Raw genomic sequence first — 17898 nt, 5'->3', positions numbered from 1 at the left:
CCCAACAATGTCCCACCTTAGCGCTAGTACCTCTCTGAACCATGGCGATTTATACCCTGCATCGGTAACGATAATGGGTCGGCAATTTGAAGGTAACATGGCGTGTAATGTCTTTAAGAATGCTTTGTGGGTGGCGGGTTTCTCTTTGGTCTTGTTGCAATGCACTTCTTGATAAAGTGTGACGGGCCGACCTTTCAGGGATATTGCCGCGCGTAAAAGAAAATGCGCTTTACGGTCGTCTAAATCTGACCAGTCGATTGAGATAACAGGGCGTGTTGTGTTGCCGCAAAATAGTTGGCATATAGATGCATAGATAAGCGGTGTTTCACTTAGTAAATGCGGGTTTGAGAGCAAGCGGTCAGCGCGTTTAATCCGATGTTTTTCAAAGGCTTTAGTATTAATTCCTCGACCCATGCTGGTTACAGTTGCAGCGCTTCCATTAAGCAGACTTTTGACGCACGCCGTGACCGCACTTAGACGAGTTTTATGCATATTGTAGCTGACAAGCGTAACGACATTGTTCACAATAGATAGAGCATTCATGGCTGTTTGGCCTCAGTGATTTTTGGCGATTGATCTGATCACCAAACGTCATGAATGTTCCTATTTTTTTATCTCACTGGTATCGTTATATTATTTGTGGGGATACCTCAGACTCTGACCCCAATTTTTAGCTGGCGAGGCGTTGCAGAATATCCTGGAGCATCGCTTTGCTGCAGCCAAAGTTAATTCTGAAATGATCCGCCTTGTGAAAATCGATGCCTGGTGACGGGCCTACGCCTTTCTCTTCGGCCCACTGCTGGACGTTCTCTACACCTAGTCCACTGGCGTCTACCCACGCTAGGAACGTCGCATCGGCTTTGAGCATTTTAAGCCCGTCAATGCTGTTTACTGTGTTAAACACCATATCTCTGTTTTCACGCAAGTAGGTAAGTTGCTGCTGATGCCACTCATCACATTGAGTGAATGCTGCTTCTGTAGCCGCTAAGCCCAATACAGTAACCCAAGGTACGATGCCCGCTGCGGCGTTGGTAAATGCCTGACGCAGTTGGCGATTAGGGATGATGGCAAAAGACGTTCCCAAACCAGCAATATTAAATGTTTTACTGGCAGCCATTAGCGTAACGCTATTTTCAGCAAGGTTGGACTCGCGGCCTGCCGGTATGTGCTGCTTGCCTTCTTCTAGAATAAGGTCGCAGTGGATTTCATCAGAACATAGCTTAACGTTGTTCGCGTTACAGATCTCAGCAATGCGATCTAATTCAGCTTTAGTAAGCACCGAACCTACCGGGTTCATTGGGTTACAAAGAATAAACAGCTTACATTTAGGATCAGCCGCTTCTCTTTCTAATGCTTCAAAATCTAACGTATAGCGCGCACCTTCAACACTCGAGATAGTTTCAGAACTCGTGCCGTCGTCATTTTGCACTACCGTGCCTATATCTACCCGTTCGAGACCATTTAGTTTTGGGGCAGCCAGTAGAGGCGGATAATTAGGTGTTTGAATAAGTACTTTATCACCGGGTTCACAATAGGCTTTACACGCTACGTTAAACGCTGGCACAACGCCTGGTGTCCACACTAGCCACTCGGGTTGAATTTCCCAATTATGCTTATCTTTAAGCCATCTCACTACAGCCTGAATGGCGCCTTCGTGATGTGCAGGCAGTATGTAACCCATGTTGCCATGCTCAACCTGACCCGAAATGGCGTCTAGAATTGGCTGCGCGCAACGAAACTCAGTATCGGCAACCCACGCAGGAATGATGTCTTTCCCTTTGTACTTTTGCCATTTAAACGAAAACGTGTCTTTTCTGGGAGGGGTATTATCGAATAAGGCGCTCACATTACATCCTGTTGCATAAAAACTTATGCCAACAGTGTAGAATTTTAGCGCCTCATAAACTAGGGGCGTGAGATGAATTAACCCGAATTTTCTATATCGAAATGTACTTTAATAGAGATAAATTAACACGTTAAAGCCAAAGGTAAATTACGCTTTGCTGTCCTAACCTGTTTTACGTTGTCATCGTTAACCACGAAGTAGATTTTTGGCTCGCATGCACACCTGTAGCGTGCGATACATAAAATGAAAAACAACCTACAGGCTTAGCTGGCCTGCGACACCGCCTCTCTCGATTTTTGAACTAGCTCTTCCATATTGAGTGGCTTAGCAAGAAAACCGGTAACCTGAAGTTTACGCGCTTCTATCACTAACTCTTTGTTAGGGTCGGCAGTAATGAGTAAAAATGGAACGTCCAAACCCGAAGACTGACAGGTTTTTAGAAGACTTAGTCCATCATAATCCGGCATTACTTGGTCACTGATGATCAAGCTGATAGATTCTGCGGTTTGTTGCAGCAAAAAATCCCTTGCAAATTTACTACGTGTAAATGGATACACGGTGGCGTCTAACTGCGTTTCCAACGCGTCAGTAATAAGGTCAAGCGTGATAGGATCATCTTCAACTACTGCTACAGAAAACACTACCCTTCCCCTTTTTGTTAGGTCATTAGCCGTAAATATTACAGCGACTTAGCTCACGTGTTAAGGCATCAGTCTATTGTACCAATCCGCATAGATTAATGCTCGCTGGGTATTGATCTATGCGGACTGATTTTCCAAGCATAGAATCTCTGAACGCTTTTGACCACTAACCTTTGGTCGATATTTAAACTTTTTCTAACGTTTTAGTGATAATGCTAGAAAGCAGCTTTTTTGATAGGAAGTGACGGTGTGTAAGTTGAGACACGAGTTGAAACATTGCAGGCCAAACTCATCGGCAAAATGGAAAAAAATGCCAGCTGACGCTGGCATTTTCAAAATCAATGTAAGTCTTAGAAGCTATTAAGACTTAGGTGCACGTGATGCACGCTTACGCTCGTTTTCTGTAAGAAGCTTCTTACGAATACGGATAGATTCAGGCGTTACTTCTACTAGTTCGTCGTCATCGATGAACTCAAGCGCTTGCTCAAGTGACATTCTGATAGGCGGAACAAGTGTTTGCGCTTCATCAGTTCCTGATGCACGAACGTTAGTAAGCTGCTTACCTTTAAGGGCGTTTACAGTAAGGTCGTTGTCACGGCTGTGAATACCGATAACCATACCTTCGTACACTTCAACACCGTGACCGATGAATAGGCGACCGCGTTCTTGAAGGTTAAACAGGGCGTTAGTTAGTGCTTTACCGTTTGCGTTAGCGATTAGAACACCGTTCTTACGCTTACCAATGATACCGCCTTTGTACGGACCATAGTGATCGAACGTGTGATATAGCAAACCAGAACCCGACGTTAACGTCATGAATTCTGTTTGGAAACCAATTAGGCCACGGCTTGGAATGATAAAGTCGATACGAACACGACCTTTACCATCTGGAGACATGTCAGTCATTTCTGCTTTACGCAGACCAAGCTGTTCCATGATTGAACCCTGGTGCTGTTCTTCACAGTCAATAGTCAAGGTTTCGTATGGTTCTTGCGTTGCGCCGTCAACTTCTTTCAGAATTACTTCTGGACGAGACACTGCAAGCTCGTAACCTTCACGACGCATGTTTTCGATAAGAATACCTAGGTGAAGTTCACCACGACCAGATACGCGGAACTTGTCCGGATCAGGCATTTCTTCAACGCGCAGTGCAACGTTGTGTACTAGTTCGTCTTTAAGGCGCTCTAGAATGTTACGTGACGTTACATACTTACCTTCTTTACCTGCAAACGGCGAGGTGTTTACTTGGAACGTCATGGTTACTGTAGGCTCGTCAACCGTAAGTGGAGGAAGTGCTTCTACAGTGTTGATGTCACAAATGGTGTCAGAGATCTTAAGTTCGCCAAGACCTGTGATTGCAATGATGTCGCCCGCGTGAGCAGATTCAACTTCGTGACGAGCAAGGCCAAGGTAGCCGTAAACTAAGCCAACTTTGCCGTTGCGCTTTTTGCCATCAGCAGTAACAACCGTTACTTGTTGGTTTGGCTTAACAGAACCACGCTTAACACGACCTACGCCGATAACACCCACGTATGAGTTGTAGTCAAGCTGAGAGATCTGCATTTGGAATGCGCCGTCGATATCTGCATCAGGAGGAGAAACCTGGTCAACGATAGTTTGGAACAATGCCGTCATATCGTCTTCTTTAGTATCTGCATCTAGTGATGCCCAACCGTTTAGTGCTGAAGCGTAAACAACTTGGAAATCTAGCTGTTCGTCAGTTGCACCTAGGTTGTCGAATAGGTCGAAAACTTGGTCCATAACCCAATCAGGACGTGCGCCAGGCTTGTCGATTTTGTTGATAACAACGATTGGCTTAAGACCTTGAGCAAATGCCTTTTGCGTAACAAAACGCGTTTGTGGCATTGGGCCTTCCTGCGCATCTACAAGTAGAAGTACAGAGTCAGCCATCGACATTACACGCTCTACTTCACCACCGAAGTCAGCGTGTCCTGGAGTATCTACGATGTTGATACGGTAGTCATTCCAGTTAATCGCTGTGTTCTTAGCTAGGATGGTAATGCCACGTTCTTTCTCGATGTCGTTCGAGTCCATTACGCGCTCTTCTTGCTCGCCTCGAGATTCAAGGGTGCCAGACTGCTGTAACAGTTTGTCTACCAGGGTGGTTTTACCGTGGTCAACGTGGGCGATGATTGCGATGTTACGCAATTTATTAATATCAGTGGTATTCATGCTTATATAGAGCCTGTGTAAATCAACGTCTACTTCAATTCAGTGGAAAGGAGTATGCGTTAGATTTGTTGCAAAAAAATGCAGATAGAAAAATTTGCGCGGATTGTACAGAAAAACCTCGACGTTTGCGCATCTTTTTTTGATGGATTGGTGTTTTATTGCTTTTCAAACACTTGTTCAACAAATAACCAGTTATATTGCACCGAATTGATCATAATTGGTGGTCATCCGTTACAAAGTAAACTAGGCTCATTGACGTACAAATGAGCATAAAACACCATGATGGTGCATCACTGCACTAACATGGTGCATTTTAATTCAAAAGGAAGTGATGAATGCCTGTCTATGCCGCAGAAATCGGCACACATATAGATGGCATGATAATCGCTTTCACTTTTGCCACTGTTGGAGTGAAGCTGATCATTCCGCATTTTTACATTAAACCTGGAGGACACGATGTCAGTAGAAAAGGCATTAGAGCTGATTAAAGAAAGTGAAGCGAAGTTTGTAGATTTACGTTTTACCGATACAAAAGGTAAAGAACAACACGTATCTATCCCTGCGGGCCTAGTTGATGAAGAGTTTTTCGAAGAAGGTAAAATGTTCGACGGTTCTTCAATCGCTGGCTGGAAAGGTATTAACGAATCAGACATGGTTCTTCTTCCAGATGCTGACAGCTGTGTTGTTGACCCTTTCGCAGAAGAGACACAAGTAAACATCCGTTGTGACATCGTTGAGCCTTCAACAATGGAAGGTTATGAGCGTGACCCACGTTCAGTTGCTCGCCGCGCAGAAGAATTCCTAAAATCAACTGGCATCGGTGACACTGTATTCTTTGGTCCAGAGCCAGAGTTCTTCCTATTCGACGACGTTAAATTCCATACTGACATGGCGGGTTCTTTCTACAAGATTGACTCTTCTGAAGCAAAGTGGAACTCTGGCGAAGAGTTTGAAGGCGGCAACATGGCACACCGCCCTGGCGTTAAAGGCGGTTACTTCCCAGTACCACCAGTGGACTCTGCTCACGATATCCGTGCTGCAATGTGTCTAGTTATGGAAGAGATGGGCCTTGTTATCGAAGCGCACCACCACGAAGTTGCAACTGCTGGCCAAAACGAAATTGCTTGCCAATTCAATACGCTAGTTAAGAAAGCTGACGAAATTCAAGTTTACAAGTATGTTGTTCACAACGTTGCACACGCATACGGTCAAACAGCTACCTTTATGCCTAAGCCGCTTGTTGGCGATAATGGTTCTGGTATGCACTGTCACCAATCTATCTCTAAAGATGGCGTAAACATCTTTGCTGGTGACAAGTACGCAGGTCTTTCTGAGGAAGCACTTTACTACATTGGTGGTATCATCAAGCACGCGCGCGCAATCAACGCGTTTGCTAACGCTTCTACTAACTCATACAAGCGTCTAGTTCCTGGATTCGAAGCACCGGTAATGCTTGCATACTCTGCACGTAACCGTTCTGCATCTATTCGTATTCCTCACGTAACTAGCGATAAAGCACGTCGTATTGAAGTACGTTTTCCTGACCCAACAGCTAACCCATACCTAGCGTTCACTGCTATGCTTATGGCGGGTATCGACGGTATTAAGAACAAGATCCACCCTGGTGATTCAATGGATAAAGACTTGTACGACCTACCGCCAGAAGAAGCTGCTGAAATTCCAACAGTTGCAAGCTCGCTAGAAATGGCACTTGAAGCTCTTGATAACGACCGTGACTTCCTTAAAGCTGGTGGCGTTATGACTGACGACATGATTGATGCATACATCGATCTTAAGTCTGAAGAAGTAACGAAACTTAACATGACTACTCACCCTGTTGAGTTCGACATGTACTACAGCGTGTAATTTCGCACTGTATAGCAATTTATACTAAAGCCCGCTCTGCGGGCTTTTTTTATGCGTACGATTTATCTACTATGTTTTTATAGCTATGCTAATGAATACTCTTTCATGCTGTATCAACTGCGCACAGGGCTTTGCCCGCTTGCATCTGCATACAACTAGAAAGGTTATCCATAAGCCAAACATAGCAAGCTATATGAATTAGCCAGCTAGCCAAAACCACATTGATTAGGTAACGACACGTGCACTACATGACGCGACACATTTGCTTAATTTCGCTATTACTAAGTAGCGGCAATGGCTTACTGCCTGTGCAAGCGGAAATGCTGAGCCAAGAAAGTACCCAGCAAGAAGCACAAGAAAGCGAAACCGGACAAAGCAGCAATGCAACATCAGCCGCAGCTACCTCTCCAATGACCATATACAAGGTGGTAGGTAAAGACGGCTCTGTGACTTACACCGACAAGCCGCAGCAAAACGCAGAACCCTTAGCTTTCGATGTAAAAACGCAAAACGTAGTAACCGCGGCAAAGGTTACCCCACCTCCCCCTGCGAAGCCGGCTGCCCCCAAGCCCAACTATCGCGTAGTCATTAAGTCACCTGCACCAGAAGCGACAATTCGCAATAACTTGGGTGAATTCACTATTTCTGCCGCACAACCTGGTGCACCCAAAGCGCCAATCTACCGATTAATCTTTGACGACGCCCCATTAGCTAGCAATAGTTCAGGGGTCTTTAAGCTTACTGGTATCCATCGTGGGGCACATACTTATAAAGTTGAACTCACGAACAATACGGGCAAGACTCTTGCATCGTCTCCATTACAAACCCTTTACCTGCATCAGGCATCGGCGTTAATTAATAACTAATAGCGTGCAACCACTGTTATGTATGCGCACCATAGGGGTTCAGTGAACATTTCTTCTTGAGCTCTTTATTCGCGCAACGCATCATTGCAAGCTACAATGCACAATTATGGTGCAAAGGAGACGAGCTCGGATGCATTCCACCGAGTTAGAAACACAACAGCTAATCAATAGCCTAAATACCGCACTGGTAATGGTAGACAACAAACTTACGATTGTTTATGCCAACCACGCTGGTGAAGCTTTGTTTGAGACTGGATTAAAACAACTTATTGGGCATCCACTTCAAGATTTTTTCTTGCCGGGCACAATAGAAACCACCCGACTTAAAGCTGCCATCAGAAAAGGTGAAGATTTCACCGAAAACGAAATTAAGTTGGCTTTTCGAGATAACCGCTATGTATCTGCCGACCTAACCGTTACCAACTTGCACTTCGAAGACGGCCCACGACTGCTATTTGAAGTTAAAAAGATTGACCAGCAAAAGCGAATTTCTCGAGAAACTTTACAAAACGCGCAGCATTACGCAGCACGGGAGTTGGTTCGCGGCCTTGCACACGAAATCAAAAATCCTCTTGGTGGTATTCGCGGTGCAGCACAGCTATTAGAAAAAGAGCTGATTGACGAGCATAAAGAATTTACAAGCATGATCATTGAGCAGTCTGACCGTCTGCGAAACTTAGTTGATCGATTGCTTGGACCAAATTCACTACCTCGATTTGAAGAAAGCAACGTGCATCAAGCGCTTGAAAAAATACGCAGCTTAATGCGCTTTGACTCAGACAATCCCATTACCATAGTTCGCGACTATGACCCCAGCATTCCACCGCTTATGTTAGACCCTGACATGATTCAGCAAGCGGTGCTCAATATTGTGCGCAACAGCGTTCAGGCATTAACCGAGAGCCAAACCCCCAACCCACAAATTAGGTTAATTACGCGAATAGAGCGCCAAATGACAATTCAAACGAAGCGTCACGCGCTGGTAGCTAAAATAAAAATTATTGATAACGGCCCGGGTATTCCGGCTGAAGTAAAAGACACACTTTTCTACCCCATGGTCACAAGCAAGCAAAATGGCTCTGGGTTGGGTTTGTCTATTTCACAGACCCTTATAAACCACCACGGCGGCAAAATAGATGTAGATAGCTACCCTGGTCACACTGAGTTCGTAATTTACATACCAATAGATCGTAAGGAGACAGACGATGACGAATGAGTCTGTGTGGATTGTCGATGATGACAGTTCTATTCGTTGGGTGCTGCAAAAGGCCTTACAAGCAGCAGATATCAGCTGCTTAAGTTTTGAAAACCCTGAAGATTTATTGCTTCAACTTCAAAGCGGCCAAGCCCCTGAAGTCATCATTTCAGACATAAGAATGCCACAAATGGACGGCATGACGTTACTGAACGAAGTGCATGCCTCGCACGCTATGCTCCCCGTTATCATTATGACGGCGCATTCGGATTTAGACAGCGCAGTTAACGCATATCAAAAAGGCGCCTTTGAATATTTGCCAAAGCCATTTGATATCGACGAGGCAGTAACCTTAACCCAGCGGGCGCTGGCACATGCCAGAGAGCAATCCACCGTATCTAAAGCGCAAGTTGAAGACGTAGTAACGGAAATAATTGGCGAAGCACCTGCCATGCAGGAAGTGTTTCGTGCCATAGGTCGTTTGTCTCGCTCTTCAATTAGCGTGCTAATTAACGGGCAATCAGGAACGGGTAAAGAACTTGTGGCGCACGCCCTTCATAGGCACAGCCCAAGAGCAAGTAAACCTTTCATCGCCCTTAATATGGCCGCCATTCCTGCCGACCTTGTAGAATCAGAACTATTTGGCCATGAGAAGGGCGCATTTACCGGAGCCCAGGCAGCTCGTCAAGGCCGCTTCGAACAAGCCGACGGCGGAACATTGTTCTTAGATGAAATAGGCGATATGCCGTTAGATGTACAAACCCGCCTTTTACGTGTGCTTGCAGACGGCCAGTTTTATCGTGTCGGTGGCCATCAATCAGTGAGTGTGGACGTACGCATCATCGCTGCAACTCACCAGAATTTAGAACAAAGGGTTGCTGAAGGTAAGTTTAGGGAAGATTTGTTCCACCGCTTAAACGTTATCCGAGTGCACCTTCCTTCACTTAACGAGCGCCGCGAAGATATTCCATTACTAACCCGTCACTTCTTGCGCCGAGCAGCCAAAGAACTTGATGTAGAAGCGAAAAGCATATCGAAAGACGCTGAGCGCGTAATGTCTCAGCTACCATGGCCTGGAAACGTAAGGCAGCTAGAAAACGTGTGTCGCTGGTTAACGGTAATGGCGAGTGGTCAAGAAGTGCTGCCCAGCGATCTGCCACCGGAAATTCACAGCGATAGCAGTATTGAAAAACCTAGCGCTGAATCGGGTGAGTGGCCAGATTTGTTGGCAAGCTGGACCGATAAACAGCTTCGCGACGGCCATCACAATATTCTTAACGACGCGATGCTGACGTTTGAACGTATTATGCTTGAGCGAGCACTTCAGCACACTCATGGCCACAAACAAGATGCAGCCAAACGCTTGGGTTGGGGGAGAAATACCCTAACAAGAAAGTTAAAAGAACTGGGTGTGAACTAACCCTAGTGACTACGCCGAAAGCTAGCAGGGAACTCGCTGCTAGCTTATAAGCGGCTTGCTACCTAATGTCCTTTCGTCAGTAGCGCCGTCATTCCCTGATTGAAATGCCTTACCCACTTCATACTAAACTGGCCTTTGGCGCTTCGATTTATTTCTATCACCGCCTCTTTTTTAGAAAGTACGTTATCTTCATTGTGCGCTCTTGGGTGTGTCATTGCATCGTAGGTATCAACAATGGCTAATAACTTCGCACCTTCACAGATATCGTCTTCTTTTAGCCCCAATGGATAACCTGTTCCATCAGTGCGTTCATGGTGCTGCATCACGATTTTGCGCGCCATATCCCATTGGTCTAGGTGCTCTAACAAACGGGCACTTTTATACACATGAGAGCGCATAAGATTAAATTCGATATCGCTTAGCGCATCCCCTTTGTGCAAAAGCTTCAATGGCATGAAGGCCATTCCGAAGTCATGTACATAGCTGGCTACGGCAAGCTGATCTTCGTCTATAGGGTTTTCGGCCACGTCGTTAATATACATAGCCAGTTTGGCAATGCGATCACCACGACCAGACCAGTAGTTAGAGCGGCGTTCAATGGTTTGCATTAAGTCGCGGAAAAATAGAATATCTTGCTTCTTTTCACTACTAATATCTTTAGGGATACCTGTAGCCGCTAACGTAGGGGGCTTTATCTGAACGTTTTGTGGGTCGTCTTCATCCGCAACAATATCTAACGCTGGGTTAAGTAATAAGACCGCTTCGGTAAGGCGTTTTTCATGCTCAGCAGTATTTTCAGGCGTCACACGACCGATAGCTAAAACCAGCTGATTGTGAAGATTGTCATCGTATTCGGCTTTGCCACTGGCCATTACAGCCTCTACGAAGGCTTTTACTCTGTCCATTGTAAGCAATACCAAGTCACTCATAGTACTTGTGTACGCCACCTGCCCTTTGCGCAAATAATCTAGCAAGTCCTCTACATGCTGCAAAAGCGGGATCATGGGAGAGAAGTTAACGAGGCCTAAATCACCTTTAATGGTGTGGATTGAGCGAAACAGAGCACGCTGCAATTCGTTGTCTTCCGGACGAAGCTCTAATTCAATCAAGGTTTGTTCACTTGATTCATAGAGTTCGTTTATTTCCTCCATAAGGTCAGCAAGAATATCTTCTTCTAGGTCGTCTGGAGTAAATGTCTGCATATAGTGGTTACCGAGTTAGGTTCGATTGCGCTTTTTATTATTGTAATTGGGTATCGGCAAAATTTCCTCATACTAAAGGTGAGAAACATAGCCACTTTTCCAACTTATTGCTCAACTATACCTTCCGCACTGTAAAAACTCATCGGACAAGTGTACGCTGAAACTTCATCTATACTGCGCGCGTCAATTGTATCTAGGAGTTGTTTTGATCGCTTTATTCCGCATTCCGGCACTTTTTATCGCTTTTTTACTCATTAACATTGTTCTGCTAATTGTTTGTATCGCACGACCTTTTCACAAAGATAACGTGCATATTGCGGGTAGTATGTATTCACTTATGGCTAAGGTCGTAGGTCTCAAAATTATTATAAAGAAAGATCCTGCGGTTAAAATAAACGAGCCCTACGTTTACATCGCCAATCATCAAAACAGTTTCGACGTTATCACTATCTGTAAAGCTGCACTGCCTGGCGTGGTAACCATTGGCAAAAAGAGCTTAAAGTGGATCCCTATTTTCGGCCAAATCTATTGGTTGTCAGGCAATATCATGATTGATAGAAAGAATTCCGGTAAAGCCCGTAATACACTCGACATTGCTGCAAAACGCATTGCGAAAAAGAAAACGTCGGTATGGCTATTCCCAGAAGGTACACGAAGCTATGGCAGAGGCATATTACCTTTTAAGCAAGGTGCATTTCGCTTAGCTAAGGCCACCAACGAACCGGTTGTTATGGTAACCGCCAGCAATTTGCACAATAAAGTAAAATGGAACCGTTGGAATAACGGCATTGTGCTTATTGATATAGCTGCCCCTCAGGCTTTGAGCGAAGACAAGACAATTAAAGAGTGGATGGTGCATTTTAACGATGAAATGAAACAAAAGTTTGATGCGCTTAATACACAGGTCGATGAACTGGAAAAAAGCAGGTAAACTTGCGTCAAAATTGCTAACGAGTGTTTATTATGACCCAGTTCGATGAAAGAGAAGAGTGGTACGAGTTTAACCAAGAAACTATTGATGCCCTTCTAGAAGACGGCAGCCAAGCCGATGCCGACTATACCATTGAGCACCACTTCGCCAGCACTGACTTCGACGTGCTAGAAAAGGCAGCTGTTGATGCGTTTAAAGCTGGTTTTGAAGTCACCGACGCAGAAGAGCTTATTCTTGATGATGGCGAAACCATTTTCTGCTTCGACGCAGTTGCAGAGCGAAAGCTAGATATTGAAAAGCTTAATGCGGACTCTGACACCTTGCTTAAAATTGCCGACAAGCATGATGTAACCTACGACGGTTGGGGTACTTACTTCGAGCCGCGTGAAGAAGGTGAATACGAAGAAGAAGATCACTACTTCGACGACTGATCTCTAAGGCACCCTCACCGTTTTAACTGAGAAGGCGTTAAGTTACCCTTCAGCTTTTGTTCATCTTTTTCCGTCAACAATGACACTGTCATTATCGATTGGAAAAGGATGGACAGATGAAAAAGCTACTTTTCTCACTTACTACATATTCTGCTATTGCAACATTACAGCTTGCGCTTATGTCACCTGTGCATGCCAGTACCGAAAATAGCGCACAAAACAAAAGCGTTACCTCTAACGAATACCGTTACGACAAACCATTTGTTGCCGCTGAATCGCTGCTGCCTAAAACCTCAGGTGCATTGACAAGCGAAGAAACAATCACTCAATCTGTTGATGACGTTGAGACTGATCAACAGTCCCTTCCCAAGGCGGGTAAACATCAACAGCATTTAGCCGTGAGTAAGTCCTCTAGCGATATCGTAGTCAGCAGTATTAATGAGTTTTGGATTTATGAAAGTTGGGTAACTCTCGAGCAAGACATTGATTACGATGGTTATCACTCTACGTTTTCGATTGAGTTTGACGCCGACACCATTTTCACTCGCGCGCCAGTATACGCGGTCTTGTATTTGGGCAAAAACGACGTGTACGAGTCTATTCACGTGTCGTCTGAGTTTTACATTTACTCAGAAGACTCAACAGATACCTTTACCATTGAAAGCACATTAGTTTCTGGCTATCCGCCGGGTGAGTACGACATTCTATTAGAGCTTTATGATGCAGATACCGAAATGCTTGTGGCGTATACCGATGCCTATGATGACAGTGCACTCGCCTATCTTCCCCTTGAAAGTGAAAATAATGAATATGTGGTTGAAGATACGGTAGTCATAGTAGAAGAGCATGGCGGAGCATGGTCTTTACTCCCACTGTGTCTATTAGGTGGCATTGTACTTGTTAGACGAACTGTTAGACGCCGACACTGCTAACTATCTTGGAAAGTTAATCAGCTAAAAGCTGCATGCACCTGCAGCTTTTGGCTATTTTTTATACTAAAGTCTATTATATAATATAAACCTTCTTTTCCAATTAACGTTGATTCGCCAATGTACCAAGGAAAACAGTACATACTGACGCTTTCAATTGGTGTAGTGCAATGAGCATCGACAATGTTAACTTGTTCAATCTATTAGAAAATACGCAAATTGGCGTAGTCATTCACAATGCTACTGGCGTTGTAGAGTATGCCAATCCCGCTGCGTTAACGCTACTTCGATTGAGTATAGATAAACTTAAAGAGAAAAGCTTAGACGTGGACTCCTGGGAGTTCATTGACAAGCAAAACAGAAAAGTACCTTACCACGAACTTCCCATTGCCCAGGTGCTTGCTACTAGCACCGCTATAAATAACCGAATATTGGGAACGATAAATAAAGATACCGATAAAATAACGTGGTTTAATGTCAACGCATATCCCGAAAAGTACAAGGTCAATGGCAGTTCACCGTCTTTTGTAGTGGTTTATTTCACTGATATCACGGCAAAGATTAGTGATTTCTCTTACAAAGATATTGTTCAACATTCACAAGATATGATTTTGGTAACGGAAGCTCAGAATATCGATGCCCCGCTTTCTCCTAAAATCATCTATGCAAATGAAGCATTGTGTAAACATACTGAATATAGTCTTGAGGAGTTATTGGGTGAGACACCTCGCATTTTTCAAGGTGCCCTAACCGACAAAGCCTCTACGCTGCGTATTCGGCAGTCACTTATTGATCAACGCCCATGTACCGAAACACTTTTAAATTATACGAAGTCTGGCACACCTTTCTGGGTTCAAATGAACATATTCCCGCTTACCAATGAATTTGGTGAAGTAACCCATTTTGCAGCTGTTCAGCGTAACGTTAGCGAAATGAAGTTCCAATCTGAACAGCTAGATAAGCGCAATTCAGAACTTAAGAAAATAAAGCAGAACTTAGAAAGCTTGGTTAACCATCGAACCAGCGAGCTTCGTTCAGCCAATCATAAATTAGAGAAACTGGCATATTATGACGCGCTTACGAACATTCCAAATAGACGGGCATTTCTAGACGCATTTGCAAAGTCTTTAAACTTCGCAAAACGCAATGGACATGCAATGTTGATTGGCATCGCCGATGTAGATCACTTTAAGGCTATTAATGATAGTTATGGCCACGGATTTGGCGATGACGTATTAACCATCGTTGCTCAGACAATGCAGCAATTTTTTCGTCAAGAAGATGCCATTGGGCGCATAGGTGGCGAAGAGTTTGCGTTCTGTATGGTACTAACAAGTCCAGTCTCCCCTCGCCAACTATTAGACAGATTTCGCGAGAAAGTCAGCATTCTCCATGAAACCCATCCTCCGTTGAAAGGAAGACAAGTTACCCTTAGTTTGGGAGCGGTATATGTAAGCGACTTAAAAGAGGTAAGCATAAAGCAACTACTTTGCGATGCAGATGAAGCCCTTTATAGAGCCAAAAATAAAGGTCGCAATACCATAGAGTGCGAATGTTATGACGATATCGATAACGAAGGGTTAGAACCCTGTGAAGATGGTAGAGCTGGCACAGAGTCTCATTCTAAACCTCATCATGTTACGTAAAAGCTAATATTGATTCGTGGTAACGCTACATGAGCATATTGTTCACTATGGCTCACCTTTAATAACCTAAATCGTTAGCTTATCAGCTCAGCATCGATTTGGCTGTCCAGCCACGTTGCTTAGTTTTCTCCCCCGTCAGGCGGCTCAATACCTTCAACCTCTACTACCACTTTTTCTACCAGCTTCACTCTTCCCTGCTTCACTAGCGCTTGTCTTAATACATACTCTATTTGCGCATTTACACTGCGCAAGTCATCGGCAGCCCATCGCTCCATGGCGGCAAGTACATTTTCATTTATCCTAAGTGGATACGCTTTTTTCTTTGCCAAAATCACAAACCTTATGTGCCGCAGTGCATCGCTGCGGCACTACAATTTCAAACTTAAATTAAAAAAACGAGCTAGTAGATCGTACCTGTATTAATAACCGGTTGCGTCGACTTATCACCACACAGCACAACTAATAAATTACTGATCATCGTCGCCTTACGCTCTTCATCAAGCTCTACTACACCCTTTTCATTTAATCGCTGAAGTGCCATTTCTACGGTTCCCACAGCACCATCTACAATTTGCTTCCGGGCAGCCACAATAGCTGATGCTTGTTGACGCTGAAGCATGGCACTTGCGATTTCTTGCGCGTAGGCAAGGTGGCTGATACGAGACTCCAAAATTGTGATCCCAGCTTTCGCAAGGCGAGCTTGGATCTCTTCTTGTAAACGCGCTGATATCTCTATTGGGTGGCTACGAAGTGCGACTTCCGCTTGCTCGTCGTCACGCGGATCGTAAGGAAAGCTACTTGCCATATTGCGGATCGCGGACTCACTTTGAATTCGCACAAAACTTTCGTAATCGTCTACGTCAAACATTGCTTCAGCAGTATCGCTCACTTTCCACACGACAATAGAGGCGATTTCAATGGGGTTTCCTTGATTGTCGTTAACTTTAATTCTGGCACTTTCAAAGTTTCTTATGCGCAGAGAAATATTAGCTCTACGGAACAAAGGAATTGTCCAGCGTAATCCAACATCAGAGACAGTACCTACATAGCTGCCGAAAAACGTCATGACCTTAGCTTGGTTGGGTTGCACCATGAAATAGCCCAACCACAAACTCCCCACTAAAACGCTTAGAATTACACCAGCTTCGGGGTTACCCGACACTGCATAGAAAAACGTAGCAACCTGTGCGACTAGCAAAACACAGATCATCAAATAACCGTTTACCGAAAACCCTTTCTTTTCTTTCATATCACTCACCTTTGATATCATTTTGATATCCTTATAATACAGAATTTAACTACTCGCTAATTTTGATGTGTTACCAAATATGTCAAAGCAACATTTTATTTTTAACTATGGGGTAACATTTTTTGGTAACTCTATGAAATAGATGCCAGAATAATGGAGGGTCATCGTTTACTATGGACGTACGTTAATGCCTTCAAACTCAGATAAAAACGTCGCTTCTTCTTTCCAGCGCCGTACCTTATTAAAGGGCGGTCTCGCCTTTGGTCTTACTGCGGGCATTCCCCCTTTTTCAATCGGAAAAGAAAAACCGACGCTGCGCGTATTAGGCACCCATGTCACGCTTCAGGAAGCCATTCGTCAGCGCGCCATGGAAGACTTAGGCATTAATATTGAGTTTGAGCCAGGTGGCAGTGCAACCGTTCTTCAAAAAGCGTCGATGAACCCCACGTCATTCGACCTTTATGAGCAGTGGTCTAATAGCATTAATGTATTGTGGCGCGCTCATGCTATTCAGCCCATAGAGAAGAAACGCCTTCAGTATTGGGAAGAAATAAACGATTTAAGCAAAACCGGAAAGCTTACCGAGAACGCGCGAATGGGCGCTGGCGACGCACCGCATAAAATTATTAATGTTCAGGACGACGGCACACTAGGCGCCAACCATACTGACACAATTAGTTTTTTACCTTATGTGCACAATGTTGACTCTTTTGGCTATGACACATCAAAGTTACCCAACGAACTGCAAGGGCAAGAAGAAAGCTGGGGCTGGCTTTTAGACAGTCGTTATTCAGGAAAAGTGGGCATAGTTAACGACCCCACCATCGGACTTTTCGATTTAGCACTTGCCGCACAAGCTAAAGGATTCATTCAATTCCAAGATATCGGTGCCATGACCGAGTATGAGCTTGATGATTTGTTTAGCTTACTTATAGAGTTGAATCAGTTAAACCATTTCAATGGATTCTGGACCTCCGTCCCTGAATCTGTTGAGTTCATGAAAAGTGGACGGGTTGCAATCGAAAGCATGTTCTCGCCTGCGGTCTCTACACTGAACGGTCAAGATATTCCGGTTACGTTTGCAGCACCGAAAGAAGGCTACCGCGGATGGCACGGTGTAATGTGCATGTCCTCTGCCACACAAGGTAGAATAAAGGACGTGGCTTATGAGTATATGAATTGGTGGCTGTCGGGGTGGCCTGGCGCATTTATTGCCAGACAAGGCTACTATATTTCTAACCCTAAACGTTCAGCTCAATATCTTTCAGACGCCGAATGGAATTACTGGTACAAAGGGCAAGTAGCATCAGAGCCGCTAAAAGGGCCCGACGGAAATATTAGTGTTAGACAGGGCGCCCAACGCACTGGTGGGAGTTATGAAGAGCGTTTTAGTAATGTTGCCGTATGGAATACCGTTATGCCAACCTACGAATACAGTTTGCAGAAGTGGTACGAATTCATCACTGCATAATGTTGCGTTAAG

Annotated in this window: 15 protein-coding genes and 1 pseudogene; 9 read left to right on the top strand and 7 right to left on the bottom strand. The window is 44.5% G+C overall.

The genetic code is table 11. The features are described 5' to 3' along the window. The 4 genes and pseudogenes from KUL49_RS11760 to typA form a co-directional block, all read right to left on the bottom strand. Positions 1 to 543, bottom strand: a pseudogene (locus KUL49_RS11760) (transposase); the annotation flags it as partial. Between the two features lie 127 nt (positions 544 to 670). Next, positions 671 to 1846 carry a MalY/PatB family protein gene (locus KUL49_RS11755; RefSeq protein ID WP_014950585.1) on the bottom strand — a complete coding sequence of 392 codons (1176 nt, stop codon included), beginning with the start codon at positions 1844 to 1846 and terminating at the stop codon, positions 671 to 673. A 263-nt stretch (positions 1847 to 2109) separates the two neighbouring features. Beyond that, complete coding sequence (locus tag KUL49_RS11750) at positions 2110 to 2487, bottom strand: response regulator (RefSeq protein ID WP_014950586.1); 378 nt, start codon at positions 2485 to 2487, stop codon at positions 2110 to 2112. Positions 2488 to 2847: 360 nt separating this feature from the next. Continuing rightward, positions 2848 to 4680, bottom strand: a complete 1833-nt coding sequence (typA, locus tag KUL49_RS11745; protein ID WP_014950587.1) for a translational GTPase TypA — start codon at positions 4678 to 4680, stop codon at positions 2848 to 2850. 456 nt (positions 4681 to 5136) lie between these two features. On the opposite strand from typA, the gene glnA reads away from it, so the two are divergent. The 4 genes from glnA (at position 5137) to glnG (ending at position 10027) form a co-directional block, all read left to right on the top strand. Then, entirely contained in the window at positions 5137 to 6546 is a 1410-nt protein-coding gene (gene glnA, locus KUL49_RS11740) for a glutamate--ammonia ligase (protein WP_131137389.1), read from the top strand. Between the two features lie 239 nt (positions 6547 to 6785). Further along, positions 6786 to 7412, top strand: a complete 627-nt coding sequence (locus KUL49_RS11735) for a hypothetical protein (RefSeq protein WP_014950589.1) — start codon at positions 6786 to 6788, stop codon at positions 7410 to 7412. 130 nt (positions 7413 to 7542) lie between these two features. Continuing rightward, positions 7543 to 8628 (top strand): nitrogen regulation protein NR(II), encoded by a 1086-nt coding sequence (gene glnL, locus KUL49_RS11730; protein WP_014950590.1) that lies wholly within the window; start codon positions 7543 to 7545, stop codon positions 8626 to 8628. After that, positions 8618 to 10027, top strand: coding sequence for a nitrogen regulation protein NR(I) (gene glnG, locus KUL49_RS11725; RefSeq protein ID WP_131137388.1), 1410 nt, complete (start codon positions 8618 to 8620; stop codon positions 10025 to 10027). The genes glnL and glnG overlap by 11 nt, the downstream gene beginning before the upstream one ends. A gap of 62 nt (positions 10028 to 10089) precedes the next feature. On the opposite strand, the gene KUL49_RS11720 is transcribed toward glnG, so the two are convergent. Next, positions 10090 to 11229 (bottom strand): HD-GYP domain-containing protein, encoded by a 1140-nt coding sequence (locus tag KUL49_RS11720; protein ID WP_014950592.1) that lies wholly within the window; start codon positions 11227 to 11229, stop codon positions 10090 to 10092. 205 nt (positions 11230 to 11434) lie between these two features. Here KUL49_RS11720 and KUL49_RS11715 point away from each other — a divergent pair, with 205 nt between their 5' ends. The 4 genes from KUL49_RS11715 (at position 11435) to KUL49_RS11700 (ending at position 15166) form a co-directional block, all read left to right on the top strand. Continuing rightward, on the top strand, positions 11435 to 12160 hold the full coding sequence (locus KUL49_RS11715) for a 1-acylglycerol-3-phosphate O-acyltransferase (protein WP_131137387.1): 726 nt from the start codon (positions 11435 to 11437) through the stop codon (positions 12158 to 12160). Positions 12161 to 12192: 32 nt separating this feature from the next. Next, entirely contained in the window at positions 12193 to 12591 is a 399-nt protein-coding gene (rraB, locus tag KUL49_RS11710; RefSeq protein WP_014950594.1) for a ribonuclease E inhibitor RraB, read from the top strand. A 116-nt stretch (positions 12592 to 12707) separates the two neighbouring features. After that, on the top strand, positions 12708 to 13523 hold the full coding sequence (locus KUL49_RS11705; RefSeq protein WP_131137386.1) for a choice-of-anchor H family protein: 816 nt from the start codon (positions 12708 to 12710) through the stop codon (positions 13521 to 13523). 167 nt (positions 13524 to 13690) lie between these two features. Further along, the gene (locus tag KUL49_RS11700) at positions 13691 to 15166 is read left to right on the top strand and encodes a sensor domain-containing diguanylate cyclase (protein WP_131137385.1); all 1476 of its coding nucleotides are present in this window, start codon (positions 13691 to 13693) and stop codon (positions 15164 to 15166) included. 119 nt (positions 15167 to 15285) lie between these two features. Here KUL49_RS11700 and KUL49_RS11695 read toward each other — a convergent pair whose 3' ends face one another. Both KUL49_RS11695 and KUL49_RS11690 read right to left on the bottom strand, forming a co-directional pair. Then, positions 15286 to 15495, bottom strand: coding sequence for a hypothetical protein (locus tag KUL49_RS11695; RefSeq protein ID WP_014950597.1), 210 nt, complete (start codon positions 15493 to 15495; stop codon positions 15286 to 15288). A 71-nt stretch (positions 15496 to 15566) separates the two neighbouring features. Further along, entirely contained in the window at positions 15567 to 16415 is an 849-nt protein-coding gene (locus KUL49_RS11690) for an SPFH domain-containing protein (protein WP_014950598.1), read from the bottom strand. Positions 16416 to 16602: 187 nt separating this feature from the next. On the opposite strand from KUL49_RS11690, the gene KUL49_RS11685 reads away from it, so the two are divergent. After that, positions 16603 to 17886 (top strand): PotD/PotF family extracellular solute-binding protein, encoded by a 1284-nt coding sequence (locus tag KUL49_RS11685; protein ID WP_131137384.1) that lies wholly within the window; start codon positions 16603 to 16605, stop codon positions 17884 to 17886. Positions 17887 to 17898 lie beyond the last annotated feature (12 nt).

This window comes from Alteromonas sp. KUL17 (genome assembly GCF_006538305.1).
Classification (GTDB): Bacteria; Pseudomonadota; Gammaproteobacteria; order Enterobacterales; family Alteromonadaceae; genus Alteromonas; species Alteromonas macleodii.
The sequence above is the reverse complement of the archived record's forward strand: the minus strand, read 5'-3'. Positions and strand labels throughout refer to the sequence as shown.